Below are 18,681 nucleotides of genomic sequence, written 5' to 3'. Positions count from 1 at the left end.
ATATGCAGTTTTGGGGGCGGGATTTGATTACCGTCAATGTTGCGCCGGGGCGGCGTGTTACGCAACCCCACTGCCCTTGACGGGGCGAAATTCATCGTTTGATGGCCCGAAGGGCCGATTGACGAGGACGAGCGAATGGCGATCAAGTCTTTTGGGGCGCAACGCGCCACCCTGTTTCTGAATGTTTCATCCTGCCTGAAGAGGATCGGATGATGGAGACGCGGCATGGGGAACGTCATCAACCTGAATCGTTTCAGGAAGCGCGCCGAGCGGGAAGCCTCGGCGAAGCAGGCGGACGCCAACCGGGCGAAGTTCGGCCGCACGAAGGCGGAGCGGTCGGCGGAGGAGACGCGCGCGGACAAGGCGAAGGCGCACCTGGACCAGCATCGGATCGATCACGAGGAGCAGCCATGAAGTCGCCCGTCGTGAAACGGTCGATCGTCGTCGCCGGCCACAAGACCAGCGTCAGCCTGGAAGAGGCATTCTGGAACGGCATGAAGGAGATCTCGGGTCTGCGTAACATGACGCTGTCCGAGCTCGTCGGCGAGATCGACGGCAACCGCCAGCAGGGCAACCTGTCCTCGGCGATCCGCCTGTTCGTGCTCGACTACTTCAAGAGCCGGGCCATGGCCGTCCAGCCGGACAAGGTCCCAGCGCAGTAGCCGCCGGGGCGGGTTTCCGGCGCGCCTCCGGCGTCTGTACTTTAAAATCACTCTAAGGTGCAGTTTCAGCCGCCGCGCGCGCTTGACCTCGATGCCCCGCGTTGAAAATACAGGGCATGACCGACCATGATGACACACGCCCGCATATGCCGCTGGGTCTGGCCCTGCGCGGCTATACCGGCGTCATTCAGCACCTTTCCACCAAGGATACGGACTCGGCGCTTTCGGACATCGAGCTCGAGAGCCGCCTGATCGAGCTCGGCTTCGTCGAGGGGGCCCGGGTCGAGGTCCTGCACGAGGGGCTGGTCGGGCGCGACCCGATCGCGGTCAGGGTCGACAGCATCACGATCGCGGTCCGCCGGCGCGAAGCCATGGCCATCATCGTCGCCTAGTCAGCGACCGGATAACTGCCCCAGGCCCTTGATCCCATGGAAGCACCCCTGCTGCATCTCGCCCTGGTCGGCACGCCCAACAGCGGCAAGACCTCGCTGTTCAATGCCCTGACCGGCAGCCGGCAGAAGGTCGCGAACTATCCCGGCGTCACCGTCGAGCGCAAGGAAGGCTTCTTCGTCACCCCACAGGGGCGCCAGGTCTCCGTGGTCGACCTGCCCGGCACCTATTCGCTGCGCGGCCGCAGCCCGGACGAGGAGATCACCCGCGACTTCGTGCTCGGCAAGGCCTCCGGCGAGATCGTGCCCGATCTCGTGCTGTGCGTCGCCGACTCCACCAATCTGCGCCTGACCATCCGCCTGCTGCTCGAGCTCAAGCGCACCGGACGACCGATGATCCTCGTCCTCAACATGTTCGACATCGCCGCCCGCCGCGGCATCACCGTCGACGTCGAGCGGCTCGCCAAGGAGCTCGGCGTGCCCGTGGTGACCTCGATCGCGGTGCGCAAGGGCGGCACCGCCGACCTGCTGGCGCTGACCGACGAGATTTCTGCAAAGCTTGCCGCCGAGCCGACTGAGAACAGCTGGCGCGCGCTCAGCGTCTCCGAGCTGCGCGCCACCCAACGCGATGCCGACCGCATCATCGCTGACTGCGTCAGCCTGCCTGCTAGGCCCGACACCTGGACCGCGCGGATCGACGCCGTGGTGCTGCATCCGGTCGGCGGCCTCATCGTGCTCGCGCTGATCCTGTTCGTAATGTTCCAGGCGGTGTTCGCCTGGGCGCAGCCGGCGATGGACCTGCTCAAGTCCGGCTTTGACGCGCTCGGCGGGTTCGTGCAGGCCACCCTGCCCGACGGCCTGTTGCAGAGCTTCCTGCAGAACGGCGTGATCGCGGGCGTCGGCAGCGTCATCGTGTTCCTGCCGCAGATCATCCTCATCTTCCTGTTCATCCTGCTGCTGGAAGATTTCGGCTACATGGCGCGCGCCGCGTTCCTGATGGACCGCATCATGGGTGGCGCGGGCCTGCACGGCCGCGCCTTCATTCCGCTGCTGTCGAGCTTTGCCTGCGCCATTCCCGGCATCATGGCGACGCGCGTGATCGACAACAAGCGCGACCGGCTGACCACGATCCTGATCGCGCCGCTGATGACCTGCTCGGCGCGCATTCCCGTCTACACGCTGATCATCTCCGCCTTCATTCCCGCGAAGGACGTCTGGGGCTTCATCAACCTGCAGGGCCTCGTGATGTTCGGCCTCTACGCCACCGGCATCGTCAGCGCGCTGCTGGTCTCGTTCGTGATCAAGTTCTTCATGATCCGCGACTATGCGCCGGCGCCGTTCATGCTGGAGCTGCCGGACTACAAGATGCCCAGGCTGAAATCGATCGCGATCGGCATCTACACCCGCGCCAAGATGTTTTTGCAGCGCGCCGGCACCACGATCTTCTCGATGATGGTGCTGATCTGGTTCCTGGCCTCTTTCCCGCAGCCGCCGGCGGGCAGCACCGAGCCCGCCATCGACTTCAGCCTCGCCGCCATCATCGGCAAGGCGCTCGAGCCGCTGCTCGCCCCGGTCGGCTTCAACTGGCAGATCGCGGTCGCGCTGATCCCGGGCATGGCGGCCCGCGAGGTCGCAGTTGCGGCGCTCGGCACCGTCTATGCGATCGAAGGCGGCAAGGAAGCGGCCGAGCAGATCGGCCAGGTGCTGGCGACCAAATGGTCGCTCGCCACCGCGCTGTCGATGCTGGCCTGGTACATCTTCGCCCCGCAATGCGCCTCCACGCTCGCCGTGATCCGGCGCGAGACCGGGAGCTGGACCTGGATGGCGGTCACCTTCTTCTACATGCTGGTGCTGGCCTATGCGGCGAGCCTTGTGACGTACAACGTCGCCGTCGCGCTCGGCGCGGGATAGCGCCCTCTCAAAACCAAACTACGAAAACAACCCCATGCACAGTAGACAGGGGTTGTGAAATCAATGGCTTACGCGAGTGCGCAGAAAATTACGGGGGCACCCGCGATCCACTCGGAATTGCGATCATTGATTTCGGTCAATGGTCGGGCTCATCGGCGTGTCAGGTTTTCTCGTCGTCCTGCTAAGGGAGAGAGCACATGGCTACGCATGCCAAGCTGATTGGACTGTTCGTCACCGCCGCGCTTTTCACGGCAGCGCCATTGTCGGTCCGCTACTCGCCCGTGGATGCGCTGGCCGTGTCCGTTGACACAGCCGAGGCCCGCGTCGGGCGCCCCCTTACACCGATGAGCGTTGCCGGCGTCAACCGCAGGGTCCATCGGCGGGCATATTACGGTGCGGCAGCGGCGGGAGCCGCAGCCTATGGGGCCTATGGCTATGGCTATCGCCGGGCTTGTGGATATTACCCCTACCCGCCCTGCTATTGAGGCGCGCGCGATCGCATCCAACAATCAACCAAGCAAACGGAGGCGGCCTGAGCCGCCTCCGTTCTCGCTCTGCGCTATTGGCACACATACATGATCCCGTCGCCGCCCTTGACGAGCGTGCCATTGATGCCGGGACATCATCGCGTTTCCTTCGGGGTCTCATGAAAAAGGCCCCGGTCAATGCCGGGGCCTGAGTTCACCGGGAATACTTTGGATCAATAGCGCGCCGTGACCGGCGCACCGTAACCGCCGAAGCGGTAGTTCACCCGAACCGTGACCATGTCGATGTCCTGGGTGACGCCGCTGCCCGTGAGGGTGAATCCACCGGGCGTGACTACGCCGGCTCCGAAGGTGGTGTTGTCACGCCCCATCCAGAGATGGTCGTATTCGATACCGACCGACCAGTTCGGCGTGAAGCCATACTCCCAGCCAACACCCAGGGCGCCGCCCCAGCGCGTGTGACCTGCCGAAGCGAGGCCGACGCCTGTGACGTTGTTGAAGATATCAAAGCGATTGCGCGTCACGGCGGCGCCGCCCTTCACGTAGAGCAGCGAGGCGTTCCATGCCCAACCAAGCTGGGCCGTGAACAGCCCGATGGCATCGGTCTTGCCCGTGGTCGAGATTAGCGGATCGATCAGAGTCACGCGCGTGTTCTTGATCTCGGCCCAATCGCCCTGTGCTTCAAGGCCGAGCACAAACTGATTGGTCTGCCAGCGGTATCCAATCTGCCCGCCAACCAAACCTCCAGAGCGATTAGCGCAACCACTTGCGAGTGTCCCTATTGGCGTCAGAAAATCCACGCAGCCATGGCTCTGCCCCCAGCCTCCATTGGCACCGATGTAGAACCCGGTCCAATTGTAGACCGCCACCACCGGCGCCGGCGGCGGCGCTGCCTTGACAGCCATATCGGCCGCCATGGCCGGAGCCGCCATGCTCAGTGCCGCGAAACCGATCGCAGCGATCGAAAACTTTTTCATCGTCTCATCCCCTTTGCTCAAATCTCGTCCGTCAGAAACGAGCCCTTATGCAGGCTGGCGTGCATAAGTGCTGCGAACATCCTGGAGTCTACGCGCGAGGGGAGTTTCAACCCGTACCAAAATGGCAACACTCAAGCGCGATTGCTATGCACGAGAACGTGCTTAGCTCTCATTGGAAGTTCCAGACGTTGCAGAGGGGCCCTGTTCCTCGGCGAGCCAAGCTGCGATGCCGGCCGCCGGAATGAGCCGCCTCGGAAGGTGGGGATTGATCGTCCCCGCGAAGACAGCGAGGCCTTCATCGAGCTTTGCGCGCGCGAATAGCCTGGCCTCGGCCTCCGTCGCAAACGTCTTCGTCTCACGCGGGCTGCGCTGTCTTGGAAGCACGCCTCGCTTTCGAACTTCAAAGGTGACGTACCAATTCGGGACCATCGCGCCAACCAACGAGTCACAAAGACCTCACAACGGCCTTGTGCTGTGGCTGACATCCGCGTGCTTGATTCAGATCAAGCTGTCACTTGACCACTCTTATGCGAGCGTTGGACGAACCGGGCGTCAGTTGACCCGCCGGGCAGAACAGGGGCACGATCGCATCATCAAGATCGCGACCAGCTCCAAAGCGACAAACCGCTTCCATGGATCACTTCAGCACCGACAGACTGACCGCCGAGCGACTGAACCAAGACCACCTCGCCGACCTCGTCGCGCTGCATCTCGATGCCGAGGTGTCACGTTATCTCGGCGGGGTGCGCTCGGCGGAGGCGACGAAGACCTATCTCGACGTCAACATGGACCATTGGGACCGGCGGCTTCGGCCTCTGGGCGCTGCGAACGAAGGACGGCGCGTTCGCCGGGCGGGCGGGCATCAGGCACATCCTCGTGGATGAGGTCGACGAGATCGAGATTGCCTACACGTTCAAGCGCGAATTCTGGGGGCTCGGACTTGCAAGCGAGATTGCGACCGCGCTGACCGACATCGGGCTGACGCAACTCGAGCTGCCATCCCTCATCGGCCTCGTCTTCGTCGGCCACGCCGCATCCCGCCGTGTGCTGGAAAAGGCGAATTATGCTCTCGAGAAGAGCACGATCCATCGCGGCGAGGACGTCGTGATCTACCGCATCCGGCGGTGAGAGCGCATCATCGTAGGATGGGTAGAGCGAAGCGAAACCCATCGCGCTTCGACACGCTCGGAAGCAATGATGGGTTTCGCAAGAGCTCTACCCATCCTACGAACTACGAAGCAGAACCGAATGCCGCCGCACGCGCCGATCCATGCCCGTCACCCTGAGGTGCTCAACATGCGGCGCGTTTGCGCCGCGTGTTGAGCCTCGAAGGGCGACAACCCGGCTGTATCTCGGCCGTTCATCCTTCGAGGCTCGGCTTGCGATGCATTCGCATCACAAGCCTCGCACCTCAGGATGACGGGATGGATACTGCCGCAGGGACGCAGGATGGGTTGAGCGAAGCGAAGCCCATCGCGCTTCGACACGATCAGAAGCAATGATGGGTTTCGCAAGAGCTCTACCCATCCTACGGGTTGCCTCATATGCGACAGCCCGTTCAAAGCCTCGTGTCATGGGGACCAATTGGAACAGAGGGACTCGCCTGGCGCAGTTCCACGAGCTGCTTCGGTGAAGTTCCTGAACGCAACCGAACTGAACAGTCATTCAAGAAAGTTTCGTCGCTGTTCCTGCAACAGGCGAAGGTGGCGGTCGTTGACTCGCGACTGACGCAGGCCAAGGAGGAACAGATGAAGAAGCTGACTTACGCTCTTGCAGCGCTAGCGACGCTTGCAATCGGTACCCCTACCATCGCCAACGCGGCCGGCTTCGGCGTCTATGTCGGCGGCGACAGGGACTACTATTATGACGGCCCCCGCGCGCGCATCTACGAGCATGACCGCGGCTGGCACCGTGGCTGGTACCATCACGACCGCGACTACGACCGCGGCGTTGTGATCCGTCGTTATCATTATTGGGACGATTAGTGCGAGCCAGCACGGTCGAACCAGGAGGCCTCGCTTCGGCGGGGCCTTTTTGTGTTTCGCGAACAATCCAGGGTCTTTCCGTTGAGGCAGTCTGGATTGCTTCGCGGAGCCTGTCATCGAGCCGCGCTTTGCGCGGACCCGTTGGCTCGCAATGCCGATGTGGAAGCAGCACGTAGCCCGTTGGCTCCATCGGGCTACGAAGATCCTACCGGAAATACCCCACCACGAGATCGACATCCGAGCTGCGGGCCACCGTGCCGTTCAGCTCGGCATCGATGACGCGGCGGCAGGCTTCGATCGCGGCGTGGTCGCCGAGGTCGTTGGCGGCTTCGAGCACGAGCCAGGCGGCGTCCACCGAGGCCTTGTCCGGTGCTCCGCCGCCGATGTCTGCGGCGACGACCTTGTCGAGGCTCTTCTTGCGAACTGCGGTGCCGAATTGAGGCAACATCTGCAAATACTCCCCTCTCGAATTCCCGCTCGGTGAATCTGTTCAGTGGACCTGTTCAATGGACCTGCAGCTCAGGCTGACGGCCCGAGGTGGAATCGGCACCCGCGCTGTTCTTGCGCGACTGGTAGAATTTCAGGATGCTGCGCGACGTCTCGATCTTGAGCCGGCCGTACTCGCGCTCATTGTCCTGGAGGTCGCGCGCGGTGATCAGATGATCCTTGGCGCCGAGGAACAGCAGCGACATGGTCGTGTCCCAGGAGAAGTCGAGCGCCTTGCACAGCACCAGCAGCATCTCGCGGTTGCGGTCCATCAGCGCGCGTTCGATGACGTCGACCGGCAGCGCCGACAGCAGCGACAGGCCGATCTGCACCTCGTCGAAGCGGTGCTGGCGCGCATAGCTCGCGATCGAGTCCTGGTTGAGGTTGCCCTGGCGGTACTGCGTCGTCACCACGCGCTTGGCGACGAAATAGCTGCGCGAGGACGGGCCGAACTTGGACTGCAGATCGCCGGTGAGCTCGGTCACCGAGCTCTGGATCTGCGCCATCATCTCGGGGCGCTCGGTCTCGAGGCGGCGGCGGACGTCTTCCGACGCCTTCGCGATCAGCTGCTGGAAGATGTGGCGCGGCACGTCCTTGCGCAGGCCGAGCTGCTCGGCGAGGATCGAATCGCCCTCGGCGCGGCGGACCATGTGCAGCAGGCCCGAGCCGGAGAAGCGCGCGCCCTCGTTCTTGGCGACCGACGTCACGACCTCCTGGTTGCCGCGCTTGACCAGCACGTCGGTCACGGCCTCGCCGATCGACCGGCGCTGCGAGATCGCGAGCAGATGCGCCTGGCCCTTGGTCATGGCGCTCTCGACCAGCACCTTCTCGTCGATCCGGGTGGAATCGCGCAGCACGGGGCCGGCGACTTCGATGGCGTCGTCGAAGGCGAGCTTCTCGATGACGTTGAGCGGAGCGTGGTCGCAGGCCGACATCAATTCGGAGAGCTGCACGCGCGCGGCGACCTCGATCTCGTCGGCGAGCCGGCCGATCACCTCGCCAAACATGCTGATCTCGTCGTCCACATAGCGGCCGGTGATCAGAAGATCGGTCGCGTGCCACAACGCGCGTGCCCGGCTTTCGTCGGTGCCGCGCGCGATCGCGTCGTCCAGATCCTGCAGAAGCGATTTCGCCCCGTTCATCTCGATACCCCAGTTCTTGGCGAGCCGTCCCGCCTGCTTGGCGCGACGCCGAATTCCTCTGGGATCCAACGCTAGAGATGAAACGCGAGAATTCGGTAAAATCGGCAAATCAGTTTTGCCGACGAAAATTCATTCAAATGCGAGGGAATGGGTTAACCGGCCGGCAAGCTCTTCACCTCGCCCGTAGGGCCCAGGGCTATCGCATTTGAGAGCTTTTCCCTGTGGCCATCCTTCGAGACGCTCGCTTCAGGGCGGGCTCCTCAGGATGAGGACGGAGTGCGCGACAGCAGTTTCAACGGGCACTGACGCTGATTAGCCTCATCCTGAGGAGGCGCGTAAGCGCCGTCTCGAAGGACGAGGCGTGCGCGCAGGCCGCCGCAACGAGTCATATGCGATAGCCCTCTGCCCCGCTGGGGAGAGGTGAACTCCGAGCGCGACGGGAGCGGCGTTGCCTCACGGATTCTGCGGCACCAGCACGAGCGGCGGCTTCGGCTTGGGCTTTGCGGGCGGAGGGCCCGGTGCCGGCCGCACCTCGATTGGCGGCGGCAATGGCGCGACCTGCTGGCTTGCGAGCGGCGGACTTGTGAGCGGAGGGCTTGGCGCGGCCGGAGCGGCATGCGGAGCCTTCGGCGTCGGCGCGGCTTTCGGCTTGGGCGGCGGCGCGCGGCGCGGGTCCTGGCCGGGTAGCGGCACATTGGCCGGCGCCTGCTCAGGCGCTGCATCCGGAGAGACCAGCGTCGGCAGCGCGGCGGTGGCCGGCGGCGGCTCGCCGCGCTCGATCGCATCGAGCCGGCGCGTCTCGCGGTCGATCGTGCGCACCGCAAGCCATGACGACAGCGGCGCGAGGTCGACGGTACGGCTCAGCCTGTCGGGAGGACCTGCCGCAAACAGCTGGATCTCGGGCGGTGCGCCGGAGAGTCCGGTCATGATCGGCGTCAGGCTGGCGCGGATGTCGGCCTGGTCGGCGGGAATGTCGTAGCCGCCGGAGACGATGGCGCGCGCATTCTTGGCCTCCAGCGGCGTCGCCCCGACCCGCAGCCGCCCGTCGCGGATCGTGAACGGGATCTGCGCCGAGGCGACCGTGATCGGACCTGCCGACAGCGCCGGTTCGACGATTTGCCGCAGGCGGTTGTCGTCACTGACCTGGCCGCCGTCACTGGCGCGGATGGCGATCTCGAAGGCGCGCGGGTTGAGGCCGGATATCTCGGCAGACTCCAGCGTCACGGTGCCGTTGCCGGCGAGTGCGCCGATGAGCGCCGCAACGCTGCGGCCCTGGCTGGTCAGCGCCATCTGCACCGAGGCGCGGCCCTTGGGCAGCGCGAGGTCGCGATAGCGCAGCACGGTCGCATCAACATTGCTGAGCTCGATCCGCGCGTTCAGCGCCAGGCCATTGGCGCCATTGCGCGCGTCAAAGCTCGCCGACATCTCGCCGCCGCCAACGCCGCCCTTGAGGCCATCGATCGCAAACGACTGGCCGTCGCTGCGGATCGTGCCGCCGAACGGGCGCAGCTCGATGCCGCCGGGCATCGTGCCGCGCAGCGCCTGGAAGGCGATGCGGCCGCGCCAGCCACCGAGCAGCCCCGCGCTCAGCGGCTCGCCCGCATCGCGTCCCGCCGCGCCGATTGCCATCGCGAGCGCAGGCCCAAGGTCGAGCATATCGAGGCCCACCTCGCCGTCGACGCTCTTCTCCGGGTCGAGCATGACCGCGAGACGCCCGCGCAGATGCGAGCTGCCTGCGCTGCTGTCGAGATCGTCGAAGGTCAGGCGGTTGCCTGAGAGCGTGAGGCGCGAGGACAGGCTGACGCTCTGCGCGGATTTGTCCGCCATGCCAGTCCCGAACAGCGGCGCGAGGTTGACGTTGCGCAGGCGCAGATTCACGCTGGCCTTGGGCTCCGACAGTTCGACGTTGCCCTGCGCATCCGCGTCCAGCCCGCCCCCGCTGATCTTCGCGCTCAATTGCAGCGGCCGCCGCCAGGCGCCGCTCAAGCGGCCTTCGAACTGCGAGGCGCCTTCGCCTGCGGCCACCACGCGATCGAGCCCGAGCAGGGCCAGCAATGCGCCGGCCTGCGGGGTCGACAGTTTGGAGTCCAGCGTGAAGTCGCTGCTCCGCAATTTGTCGAGATCGATGCCGTTTACGGCGGCCACCGGTGTCTGCGCGGCCAGCGTCGCATTGGCCTTGAGCTGCGGCGCGTCGAGATCGAGCACGGCGCGGGCGTCGCTGCGATCGGCGTGCTCGGCGTTCTTGTCGAGGCTGAGGTCGAGCTTCAGGCGGGTTGCGCCCGGCAGTGATGGCAGGGCATCGACGCGCGCGCGCACCGACGGCGCAAATGGCTCGATCAGCGCGGTGAGCTCGCGCAAGGAATTGGCCGAGGATTTCAGCGCGAGCTTGCCGGTGGCCCTGGTGCGATCGAAGCTGCCGCTCGCTTCCGTGGTCACGCCGCTGGTCTGGCCGAACCGCAACTGCTCCAGCGACAACGACACCGGCGAGTAGCCGAGCTTCGCCGCGAACGGCCGCAGCTCCTGGCCGGCGGAGATGGCGCGGCCGACATCGAGCGAGAGCTTTGCTTCCTCCGGCCATTCGCCTTGCGGCCCCGCCAGCGCGCGGACAAAGCTCGCGGCGGCGTCGAGATCGAGACGGTCGGCCTTCAGCTCGGCGTCGATCCGCGAGCCCTTGCTGGCGCCGGCCTGGACGAAGGCAATTCGTCCCTCGACGGCGCCGCCTTCGATCTCGGCCTTCAGCCTGTCGACGGCGAGATGGTTGGCGGCGATCGTCACGTCGCCGGCAAGGCGCAGTGGCCGCGTGCTGCGACGGTTGATCTCGCTGCGGCCCTGGAGCCAGGCCACCAGCGTATCGGGGTCGGACGACTCGACGTTGAGGCGGCCGCTGAAACTGTCGGCGCCCGGCGTCGCGCCGTTGAGCGAGAGCTGCGTCATGCCCGGCGCGCGCAGCTCGAGTCGCCGGAAGGTCCAGGACCGGCCGTCGGTCGCAAGCTCCGCCGCGATGTTCTGGAGCGGGCGGCCGCCCAGCATGATCTGCTCGGAGTTGAACTCGATCTGCGCCGGGATCGGCGCCTGCGGAATCGCGGCGAGGCCTGCGCGCAGCGCCGGCAGGATGCGCAGCGGCTCGGAGTCGCCCTTGGCCGCCAGCCTGTCGGCATCGATCTGACGCGCCGACAGCACCGCGCGCAGCAGCGGCGAAGCACCGAACCTGAGGTCGCCGACGCCGCCGGCTTTCAATGCGTTGTCATCAGTGCCGATGCTCGCATCGATCTGGTCGAACCTGGCACCAGCCGGGTCGGCCTTGAGTCTTGCGGTGAGCTTCCACGGCGTCGGCCCCGCCTCGCCCGGCTTCTTCGCCGCGGGCACGGCGAGCGTCAGCGCGCCGTCGAATTTCGGCAGGCGGTTGTCGAAGGCGAGCACGCCTTCGAGATCGGCCAGGATCGCACGCTCGCCGGGATCGATGTTGAGGTGCAGACGGGTGGCGCTGCCGTCGGCGCTCGGGCCGGAGGAGATGCGGAACGGGTAGCGCGTGCCCGACACCTTGAGACTGCCGTCGCCGCGCACCGAGCCGGCGAGCGAGCGGACGTCGCCGGAGAATGCGATGTCGGTCAGCTCAAGCGTGGAACGGCTGGCGGCATCATGCAGCGCGACGCGCCCGGTGAGGTTCAGCCGCTCGATCGCGAGCGAGGCCAGGTTGAAGCTGCCGTTCGCGGTGGACGGCAAATCGACCCGCCCGCGCGCATCGAGGCCGAGATCGACCGCCATGCCGCCCACCGTCAGTTCGGTGGCGCGCCATTCGCCGCGCATGAGGGAGCTCAGGCTGAACTCGACATCGAGCTTGTCGGCACGCAGCCGGCCGGGATCGTTGTTGCCGCCGAAGGTCACGGAGCGCAGCCGCAGGGTCGGCGCCGGCAGGAGCCGCGCGTCCAGCTCGCCCGCCACCCGCACCGGCACGCCGATGATCCGGCCGGCCTCCGCCTCGAACTGGGGCCTGAACTGGTTCCAGTCGATGAAGTAAGGCCCGATCAGCGCGGCCAGAAGCGCTAAGATGAAGGCAATCGCCAATCCGAGCAGCGTCGTCTGCACGGGTCTCCCCTCGGCCAAACCGGCACCCGGGTCAAACCTTGACCCTGCAAACCTTGGCCTTGAGGCTTCAGGCGCGCCGGAACAGCCCCTTATATAGAGGGAAGTGTGGCGAAGTCACAGCGACTGTTGCGCGCGGAGGTTAACGCTGCGGCCTCACCAGCTGGCGGGGAGCTGCGTCAGGCCGCGCAGCACGAAGGTCGGCCGCCATTTCGGGTTCTCGACGTCGTCGATGCGCAAGTTGGGCAGCCGCCGCAAGAGCGTGGCGATGGCGATCTCGGCCTCGATGCGCGCCAGCTGGGCCCCGAGGCAGAAATGGATGCCGCCGCCGAACGACAGCGGCTTGACGTTCGCCCGGGTGATGTCGAGCCGGTCGGGGCGATCAGGGTAAACGGCGGGATCGCGGTTGGCCGAGCCGAGCAGGCAGAGCACGGTCTCGCCCTTGGGGATCTGCCTGCCGCCGATGTCCTCGATGTCCTCCAGCGCGACACGTCCGGTCATCTGCACCGAGGAATCGTAGCGCAGGAACTCCTCGATCGCGTTCGTCATCAGCTCCGGCCGCGCCTTCAGCAGCGCGAGCTGGTCCGGATTGCGGTGCAGCGCCAACAGGCCGTTGCCGATCAGATTGACGGTGGTCTCGTGGCCGGCGCCGAACAGCAGGATGATGTTGGCGGTCAGCTCCTCGTTGGTGAGCTTGTTGCCGTCCTCCTCGGCCTGCACCAGCTGCGTGATGAGGTCGTCGCCGGGATTTTTGCGGCGCAGCTCGAACAGCTGCTGGAAATACATCTGCGCCATCATGTTGCCGGCGTTGCCCTTGGCAATCTCCTCCGGCGTGAGCGGCACGGGATCGAGCAGCCGGCCGCCGTCGCGCGAGCTCTTGTAAAACACTTCGCGATGCTCCTCGGGGATGCCGAGCATGTCGCAGATGATGGTGACGGGCAGACGGAAGGCGAAATCCTCGATCAGGTCCATGTGGCCGCGCGCGATCACGGCATCGATGGCCTGGTCGACGATCTCCTGGATGCGCGGCCGCATGTCCTCGACGCGGCGCGCGGTGAAGGCTTTTACGACCAGGCCGCGCAGGCGGGTGTGATCCGGGGGATCAGACTGCAGCATCCAGTGGCTCATGCTGCGGAACACCGGCTCGTCCATGATCTTTTCGCTGTAACGGCGCTTGGACCGCTCGACGAAATCCTTGCCGAAGCGCTTGTCGCGCATCACGAGGCTGACATCGGCGTGGCGGCTGGCGACGAACTGGCCGAACGGCGTCACATGGATCGGATCGATCGCGCGCAGCCGGTCGTAATGCGGATAGGGATCGCGGATGAAGTCCTGCGACAGCGGATTGAACAGCGGATCACCGCCGGCGGCTTGCACTTGCTCGTTCATGGTGACCTCAATCGGTTGCCGCATGACACGCATACGCAAGGCAGCCCCTGCCCGGCGTAACCATCCCCAAAACTGTTATCAACTCGATACATTATTGTATCGAGTTGCATTCTGCCCTAAGCTGCGCAGATGTCAAGGGTGAGAACCAGGCCGACCAGGGACGACACGCGCGACAAGTTGTTCGAGGCGGCCGCGCGCGTGTTCGAGGAGGACGGCATCGGCGGCGCCAGCATCGAGGCGATCGCGGCCGCCGCGGGCTTCACCCGCGGCGCGTTCTATTCGAACTTCAAGAGCAAGGACGAGCTGATCATCGCCATGCTCGAGGACCATGTCGAGCAGTCGATCCGGCGCAACATGGACATCCTCGCCCAGCACGACAATCTCGACGATTTCATCGCGGCATTGAAGGCGATGGACCGCAGCCGGCAGGATCCGCTCGGCCGCGCGCCGCTTCTCCACATGGAGATGATCCTCTACGTCGCGCGCGCCGAGAAGCGTCGGCCCGAACTTGCAAAACGCCTGCGCGCGCGGCGCAAGCTGGTCGCCGACATCGTCGAGGCGACATTGAAGGGCAACGGCAAGAACAACACGGTGAACCCGCCCTGGATGGCCTCCGTCGTGCTCGCGCTCGAAGACGGCTTTCGCCTGCACCGGCTGATCGATCCCGAGACGACACCGGCCGACAGCTTTCTGCGTGCAATTACGGATTTGCGGCGGAGGACAGGACTTTCGTCGAACTAAGGCGTGGATTCGGATGACAACGTTGCCTCGTTCGGCTCTGTCCGCTTCCCGCGCGAATTTGCGATCAAAAGGTCACACTCAACGTCCGCCGCCGCATGTTGTAGCAAATTTGATTTGCACCTCGCGATCCCAGGACGTAACTGCCATTCAAGAGCGACGTGATCCGGCAATGACCGGACGAGAAGGCGCTGCACCAACAGCAAGAAAAGCAAGCACAGCAGCTACTTTTCGTTCAGGAGAATTCATTGCCCGGCATCGTCCATGTCGTGGATGACGACGCCTCGTACCTATCGGCCATCCAACAAGTTCTAGAGGCAGGCGGATACCGCGTCGCCACCTATGCATCGGCGCAGCAGTTGCTGGAGCGGCAGCCCGGCGAAAGCAAGGGCTGCATTCTGCTGGATGTCAGGATGCCTGGCATGAGCGGGCTCGAATTGCAGAACCGCCTGACCGAGCGCGGCTCGACACTGCCCATCATCTTTCTGAGCGCTTATCCCGACGTCAGCATCACCGTGAGGGCGATCAAGGCGGGGGCGGACGACTTCTTCATCAAGCCCGTCGGCGCGGATGATCTCCTGAGCGCCATCGCACGCGCGATCGCGCGGCATCGCAACGCGCGCGAACTCGACGGCGAGCTGGAAGCGCTTCGGGCCCGGCTTTCGACGCTCACCCCGCGCCAGCGTCAGGTCTTCGAGATCATCGTCCAGGGCAAGACGAACAAGCATGCCGCGCGCGAGCTCGGCAGCACCGAGCGCACCATCAAGGCGCATCGGAGCGCGATCATGGACAAGCTTCAGGTCCAATCAGTGGTCGAGCTGGTCAGGATCGCCGAGAGGCTCGGCGTGCTCGGCGAGAAGGACGAGCCCGACGCGACCTCATGAGGTGACGCGGGGCCGCTGCTGGCGAGCGCGGTTGCCTTTGGTCGTGGGCAGCGAGCAATTCGTGCAGACGCTATCGTCGCACATCCGGCAGATCCGTGAAGCGATCCAACTCGGAGGTGTCCTGCCGGTTCCGCGCGGCCGCCTACTTGCTTGTTCCCGAGAAAAATTGACCCAGGTCAACATGGCTCGCACGAGAGCGCGTTACTTGCGAGCCGGTTCGGGAGGCGTTTACCTGAAGGAGGAGCAAATGAAGCCACTTTCTGAACAACTCGCCGAATTGTCGGTGCGCGCAAAAAATACCGAAACTGCCTTTGCTGCCGCACAAAAGGAGGCGCGTGACAAGATCGAAGCGCGGAAGGCAGAGGCGCTTTCGGCTGCAAAGAGGGCAGTCGAAAAGGTGAGCCAGCAAATCAAGTCCGTCGGCGAGTCTGCCGGCAGAGACAGGCAAGCGCTGCAAGCAAAAATCACCGCGGACGTGAACACCTTGAAGGCGTACGCGCTGCAAGCAAAGCATGATATCAAGGCCAACCTTGCCGAGGAGCGCGCAACGCTTCTGGAAGAAGACGCCGGTTTCGCGATCGATTACGCCATAGCCTCGGTTGAACAGGCACAACTCGCCGTCCTCGACGCGATCGACGCTCGCCGCGTCGCCGAGCAAGCCAGGCGCAGTTAGCATCGGGAACTCTGCAAACCGAGGCCGCCTCGGTTGGCGGCCTCTTTCATATCGGGCCAAGCTGCGACGTCGCCTATGGCTTATCGCGACTTACGCGCTGCCGCACAAACTTGCTCACGATAGAAGCAAAGCGGACGTCGTCATCAGTCACATGACGCCGCCGGATTGATAGGTACACGGCCTACGCCGACCGCCTCACCGCGCCCTCACCCACCGCCGCCACGTCCAGCCGCCCCAGCATCGCCCTCGCCTGCTCGGCGCAATGCTCGATCAGCCAGCGCTCGAAGGCGACGGGGGCGAGCGCGGGGGCGTAGAGGAAGCCTTGCACGACGTCGCAGCCGAGCTCGGCCAGCGTCCTGCGCTGGCCCTCGGTCTCGACGCCTTCGGCGACGACGGTCATGCCGAGGCCCTGGCCGACCCGCACCACGGCGGTGGCGATCGCGAGCGCGCCCGCGTCACGTTCGATATCGCGCATGAAACTGCGGTCGATCTTGAGCTCGCGGATCGGCAGATGGGCGAGGCGGCTGAGGCTGGAATATCCGGTGCCGAAATCGTCCACCGAGAGCCCGACGCCGAGCTCGCGGATCGCGTTCATGGTCTCGAGCGCCGCGACGCTGTCCCGCATGAACGCGCCCTCGGTGATCTCGAGCATCAGGGCATCCGGCGGCAGGTCGTATTCGGCGAGGATGTCCTTGAGCCGCGCGGCCAGCGTGACGTTGCGGAAATTGATCGGCGACAGGTTGACCGAGACGCTGGGGATATTGAGCCCGGCGCGGCGCCAGCTCGCCATCTGCCGGCAGGCCTCGCGCACCGACCACAGGCCGATCTGCTCGATCAGGCCGCACTCCTCCGCAAGCGGGATGAATTTCGCCGGCGAGACGTCGCCGAGCTCGGCATCGTGCCAGCGTGCCAGCGCCTCGACGCCGTGGATGGCGCCGTCGCAGCTGCGGATTTGCGGCTGGTAGCTGAGGCTGAGCGCGCTGTCCGCGATGGCGCGGCGCAGCGCCGCGATCAGCGCCAGGCGCTGCTCGGTGAGCCCGTTCATCTCGGCGCTGAACAGGCGATGGGTGGAGCGGCCGGCCTGCTTGGCCATGTACATGGCGGCATCGGCCTGCTGCATCAGCGTGTCGATGTCGGTCGCGTGATCGGGATAGAGGCTGATGCCGATGCTGGCCGACATCTGCATCTGCTTGGATCCGAGCCGCAGCGGCGCGGCCAGCGCTTCGGTGATCCCGGCCGCGATGCGCTCGGCGGCCGCGGCGTTGCGTTGCGGCAGCAGGATGACGAACTCGTCGCCGCCGAGCCGTCCCAGCATGTCCTCCGGGCCGATATGCTCGCGCAGGCGCTGCGCCAGCTGGATCAAGAGCTCGTCGCCGGCGGCGTGGCCGAGCGTGTCGTTGACGTCCTTGAAGTGATCGACGTCGAGGAAGGCCAGCGCGACATGGCCTCCGGTCGGGCAGGCATCGATCGCGGTGGTGATCAGGTGGCGCAGCTGCGCGCGGTTCGGCAGGCCGGTGAGCATGTCGTGATAGGCGAGCCGCGCGATTTCGGCGCGCGCCTCCTTGCGCTCGATCGCGAACGCGCCGAGGTTGACGCAGGCATCGACGATCTGGCGGTGCCATCTGCTCGGCGCCCGCGGTTCGCGATAATAGAAACCGAAGGTGCCGATGACCCGGCCGTCCTTGGCCTTGATCGGCGTCGACCAGCAGGCGCGCAAGCCCACTTCGAGCGGCCGCGCCTTGTAGGGCTGCCAGCGCGGATCGGCATCGATGTCGGCGACCAGAACCGGAATGCCGTAGAAGGCTCCGGTTCCGCACGTGCCGACCTCGGGACCGATCGCGATGCCGTCGAGCGAACGGGAATAGTCCTCGGGCAAGCTCGGACCGCCCAGCGGATGGAGCAGGCCGGCCGCATCGACGTGCAGCAGCGAGCAGACGACGCCGGGCGCGATCTGCTCGACGCGGCGGCACAGTCGATCGGCAATCTCGGTGATCGGCGCCTCGTCGGCGAGCGCCGCCACGATCAGCTGCTGCAGCGAGCGCAGCTGCCGGGATTCGGTGATATCCTCGAGCAGCGCGAAGATGTGCTTGACCCGGCCTTTCTTGTCGCGGAAAGCGTCGATCCGGGCAGAGACCCAGATCTCCTCGCCGTCCTTGTCGTAGACGAGCACCTCGACTTCGCCGGGGTGGCCGTCGGTCACAAGGCGCTTGACGAGGTTCACAACGGCCTTGCGATCGGTGTGGCGACCGGCGATCAGCTCGCCCGCGCGGCGCCCTTCGGCTTCCTCGCTGGTATAACCGAACAGCGCGGTGAACGCGGAATTGACGTAGACGATGTTCTGCTCGACGTCGGTGATGATCACCGCGCGGTTGGTCTGATCGGAGACCGCGTGGAGAAGCCCGATCCTGACGCGGCGTTCGGCATCGGGGGTGACGTCGCGCGCGAACACGATGCGATGGGTCGCACCGTCGACCGTCGCCGACGACATCGACACAAGCGCCTTGATACGGCTGCCGTCGTGCCGCATGAGGCTGATCTCCTGGCGGAGATCCACGGTCGCGCCGGCTTCGAGACATTTGAGGGCGAGAACGGCGGCATCGCGGCCGAGCACCTCGGCGCCGGCGAGCTTCCAGATCCGCTCCGCGGCGGGGTTGAAATGCGTGATGCGATGCGCTTCGTCGACGATGACGATGCCGTCGTCGGCGCGTTCGAGCGCGGCGCGCAGCACGTCCTGAGTTTCTGTGACAAGGTGATCGTAGGCGGGCATCGTCTGAACCGGCGGCATCGGGAAATGCGGCAATCAGCGAGAGGTTAACGCTCCGATGGTGTCCAAGACGTTTTTGCCATTCCGCCGCACCGCGCCAAGAGGCAGCATGC

15 protein-coding genes and 1 pseudogene are annotated in these 18,681 nt (G+C 65.3%); 10 read left to right on the top strand and 6 right to left on the bottom strand.

The genetic code is table 11. The features are described from left to right. Nucleotides 1–225: 225 nt before the first annotated feature. The 5 genes from GGD63_RS11390 to GGD63_RS11370 all read left to right on the top strand — a co-directional run bounded on the left by GGD63_RS11390 (nucleotide 226) and on the right by GGD63_RS11370 (nucleotide 3,447). A complete protein-coding gene (locus GGD63_RS11390; protein ID WP_183241855.1) occupies nucleotides 226–414 on the top strand; it encodes a DUF4169 family protein in 189 nt (62 codons plus the stop codon). Beyond that, nucleotides 411–662: a ribbon-helix-helix domain-containing protein gene (locus GGD63_RS11385; protein WP_011089261.1), complete on the top strand. Its 252-nt coding sequence runs from the start codon at nucleotides 411–413 to the stop codon at nucleotides 660–662. Before GGD63_RS11390 ends, GGD63_RS11385 begins: the two co-directional genes overlap by 4 nt. A gap of 116 nt (nucleotides 663–778) precedes the next feature. Then, entirely contained in the window at nucleotides 779–1,054 is a 276-nt protein-coding gene (locus GGD63_RS11380) for a FeoA family protein (protein WP_183241853.1), read from the top strand. Between the two features lie 36 nt (nucleotides 1,055–1,090). Beyond that, nucleotides 1,091–2,962 carry a ferrous iron transporter B gene (locus GGD63_RS11375; protein ID WP_183241851.1) on the top strand — a complete coding sequence of 624 codons (1,872 nt, stop codon included), beginning with the start codon at nucleotides 1,091–1,093 and terminating at the stop codon, nucleotides 2,960–2,962. A gap of 197 nt (nucleotides 2,963–3,159) precedes the next feature. Next, entirely contained in the window at nucleotides 3,160–3,447 is a 288-nt protein-coding gene (locus tag GGD63_RS11370) for a hypothetical protein (protein ID WP_183241849.1), read from the top strand. A 215-nt stretch (nucleotides 3,448–3,662) separates the two neighbouring features. Here the strand turns inward: GGD63_RS11370 and GGD63_RS11365 are convergent, their stop codons facing one another. After that, a complete protein-coding gene (locus GGD63_RS11365; protein WP_183241847.1) occupies nucleotides 3,663–4,424 on the bottom strand; it encodes an outer membrane protein in 762 nt (253 codons plus the stop codon). A 632-nt stretch (nucleotides 4,425–5,056) separates the two neighbouring features. Here GGD63_RS11365 and GGD63_RS11360 point away from each other — a divergent pair. Together GGD63_RS11360 and GGD63_RS11355 are read left to right on the top strand one after the other, a co-directional pair. Beyond that, nucleotides 5,057–5,552: pseudogene (locus GGD63_RS11360) on the top strand (GNAT family N-acetyltransferase). Nucleotides 5,553–6,172: 620 nt separating this feature from the next. After that, nucleotides 6,173–6,409 (top strand): hypothetical protein, encoded by a 237-nt coding sequence (locus GGD63_RS11355; protein WP_183241845.1) that lies wholly within the window; start codon nucleotides 6,173–6,175, stop codon nucleotides 6,407–6,409. Between the two features lie 205 nt (nucleotides 6,410–6,614). On the opposite strand, the gene GGD63_RS11350 is transcribed toward GGD63_RS11355, so the two are convergent. From GGD63_RS11350 to GGD63_RS11335, 4 genes are all read right to left on the bottom strand, one after another. Continuing rightward, nucleotides 6,615–6,857 carry a hypothetical protein gene (locus GGD63_RS11350; protein WP_183241843.1) on the bottom strand — a complete coding sequence of 81 codons (243 nt, stop codon included), beginning with the start codon at nucleotides 6,855–6,857 and terminating at the stop codon, nucleotides 6,615–6,617. Between the two features lie 55 nt (nucleotides 6,858–6,912). After that, a complete protein-coding gene (locus tag GGD63_RS11345) occupies nucleotides 6,913–8,037 on the bottom strand; it encodes a DUF2336 domain-containing protein (RefSeq protein WP_183241841.1) in 1,125 nt (374 codons plus the stop codon). Between the two features lie 453 nt (nucleotides 8,038–8,490). Continuing rightward, nucleotides 8,491–12,123, bottom strand: a complete 3,633-nt coding sequence (locus tag GGD63_RS11340; protein WP_183241839.1) for an AsmA-like C-terminal region-containing protein — start codon at nucleotides 12,121–12,123, stop codon at nucleotides 8,491–8,493. A gap of 153 nt (nucleotides 12,124–12,276) precedes the next feature. Beyond that, on the bottom strand, nucleotides 12,277–13,509 hold the full coding sequence (locus tag GGD63_RS11335; RefSeq protein ID WP_183241837.1) for a cytochrome P450: 1,233 nt from the start codon (nucleotides 13,507–13,509) through the stop codon (nucleotides 12,277–12,279). 129 nt (nucleotides 13,510–13,638) lie between these two features. Between GGD63_RS11335 and GGD63_RS11330 the strand changes: the two genes are divergently transcribed. The 3 genes from GGD63_RS11330 (at nucleotide 13,639) to GGD63_RS11320 (ending at nucleotide 15,804) form a co-directional block, all read left to right on the top strand. Next, complete coding sequence (locus GGD63_RS11330; protein WP_183241835.1) at nucleotides 13,639–14,250, top strand: TetR/AcrR family transcriptional regulator; 612 nt, start codon at nucleotides 13,639–13,641, stop codon at nucleotides 14,248–14,250. 245 nt (nucleotides 14,251–14,495) lie between these two features. Beyond that, nucleotides 14,496–15,131 (top strand): response regulator transcription factor, encoded by a 636-nt coding sequence (locus GGD63_RS11325; RefSeq protein ID WP_183241833.1) that lies wholly within the window; start codon nucleotides 14,496–14,498, stop codon nucleotides 15,129–15,131. A 247-nt stretch (nucleotides 15,132–15,378) separates the two neighbouring features. Further along, on the top strand, nucleotides 15,379–15,804 hold the full coding sequence (locus tag GGD63_RS11320; protein WP_183241832.1) for a YtxH domain-containing protein: 426 nt from the start codon (nucleotides 15,379–15,381) through the stop codon (nucleotides 15,802–15,804). A gap of 181 nt (nucleotides 15,805–15,985) precedes the next feature. Here the strand turns inward: GGD63_RS11320 and GGD63_RS11315 are convergent, their stop codons facing one another. After that, entirely contained in the window at nucleotides 15,986–18,589 is a 2,604-nt protein-coding gene (locus tag GGD63_RS11315) for an EAL domain-containing protein (protein WP_183241830.1), read from the bottom strand. Between the last annotated feature and the right edge of the window lie 92 nt (nucleotides 18,590–18,681).

It is taken from the genome of Bradyrhizobium sp. cir1, assembly GCF_014198245.1.
In the GTDB taxonomy this organism is placed as follows: Bacteria; Pseudomonadota; Alphaproteobacteria; order Rhizobiales; family Xanthobacteraceae; genus Bradyrhizobium.
Note: the sequence above shows the minus strand (reverse complement) of the source record. Positions and strands in the feature narration are given on the sequence as shown.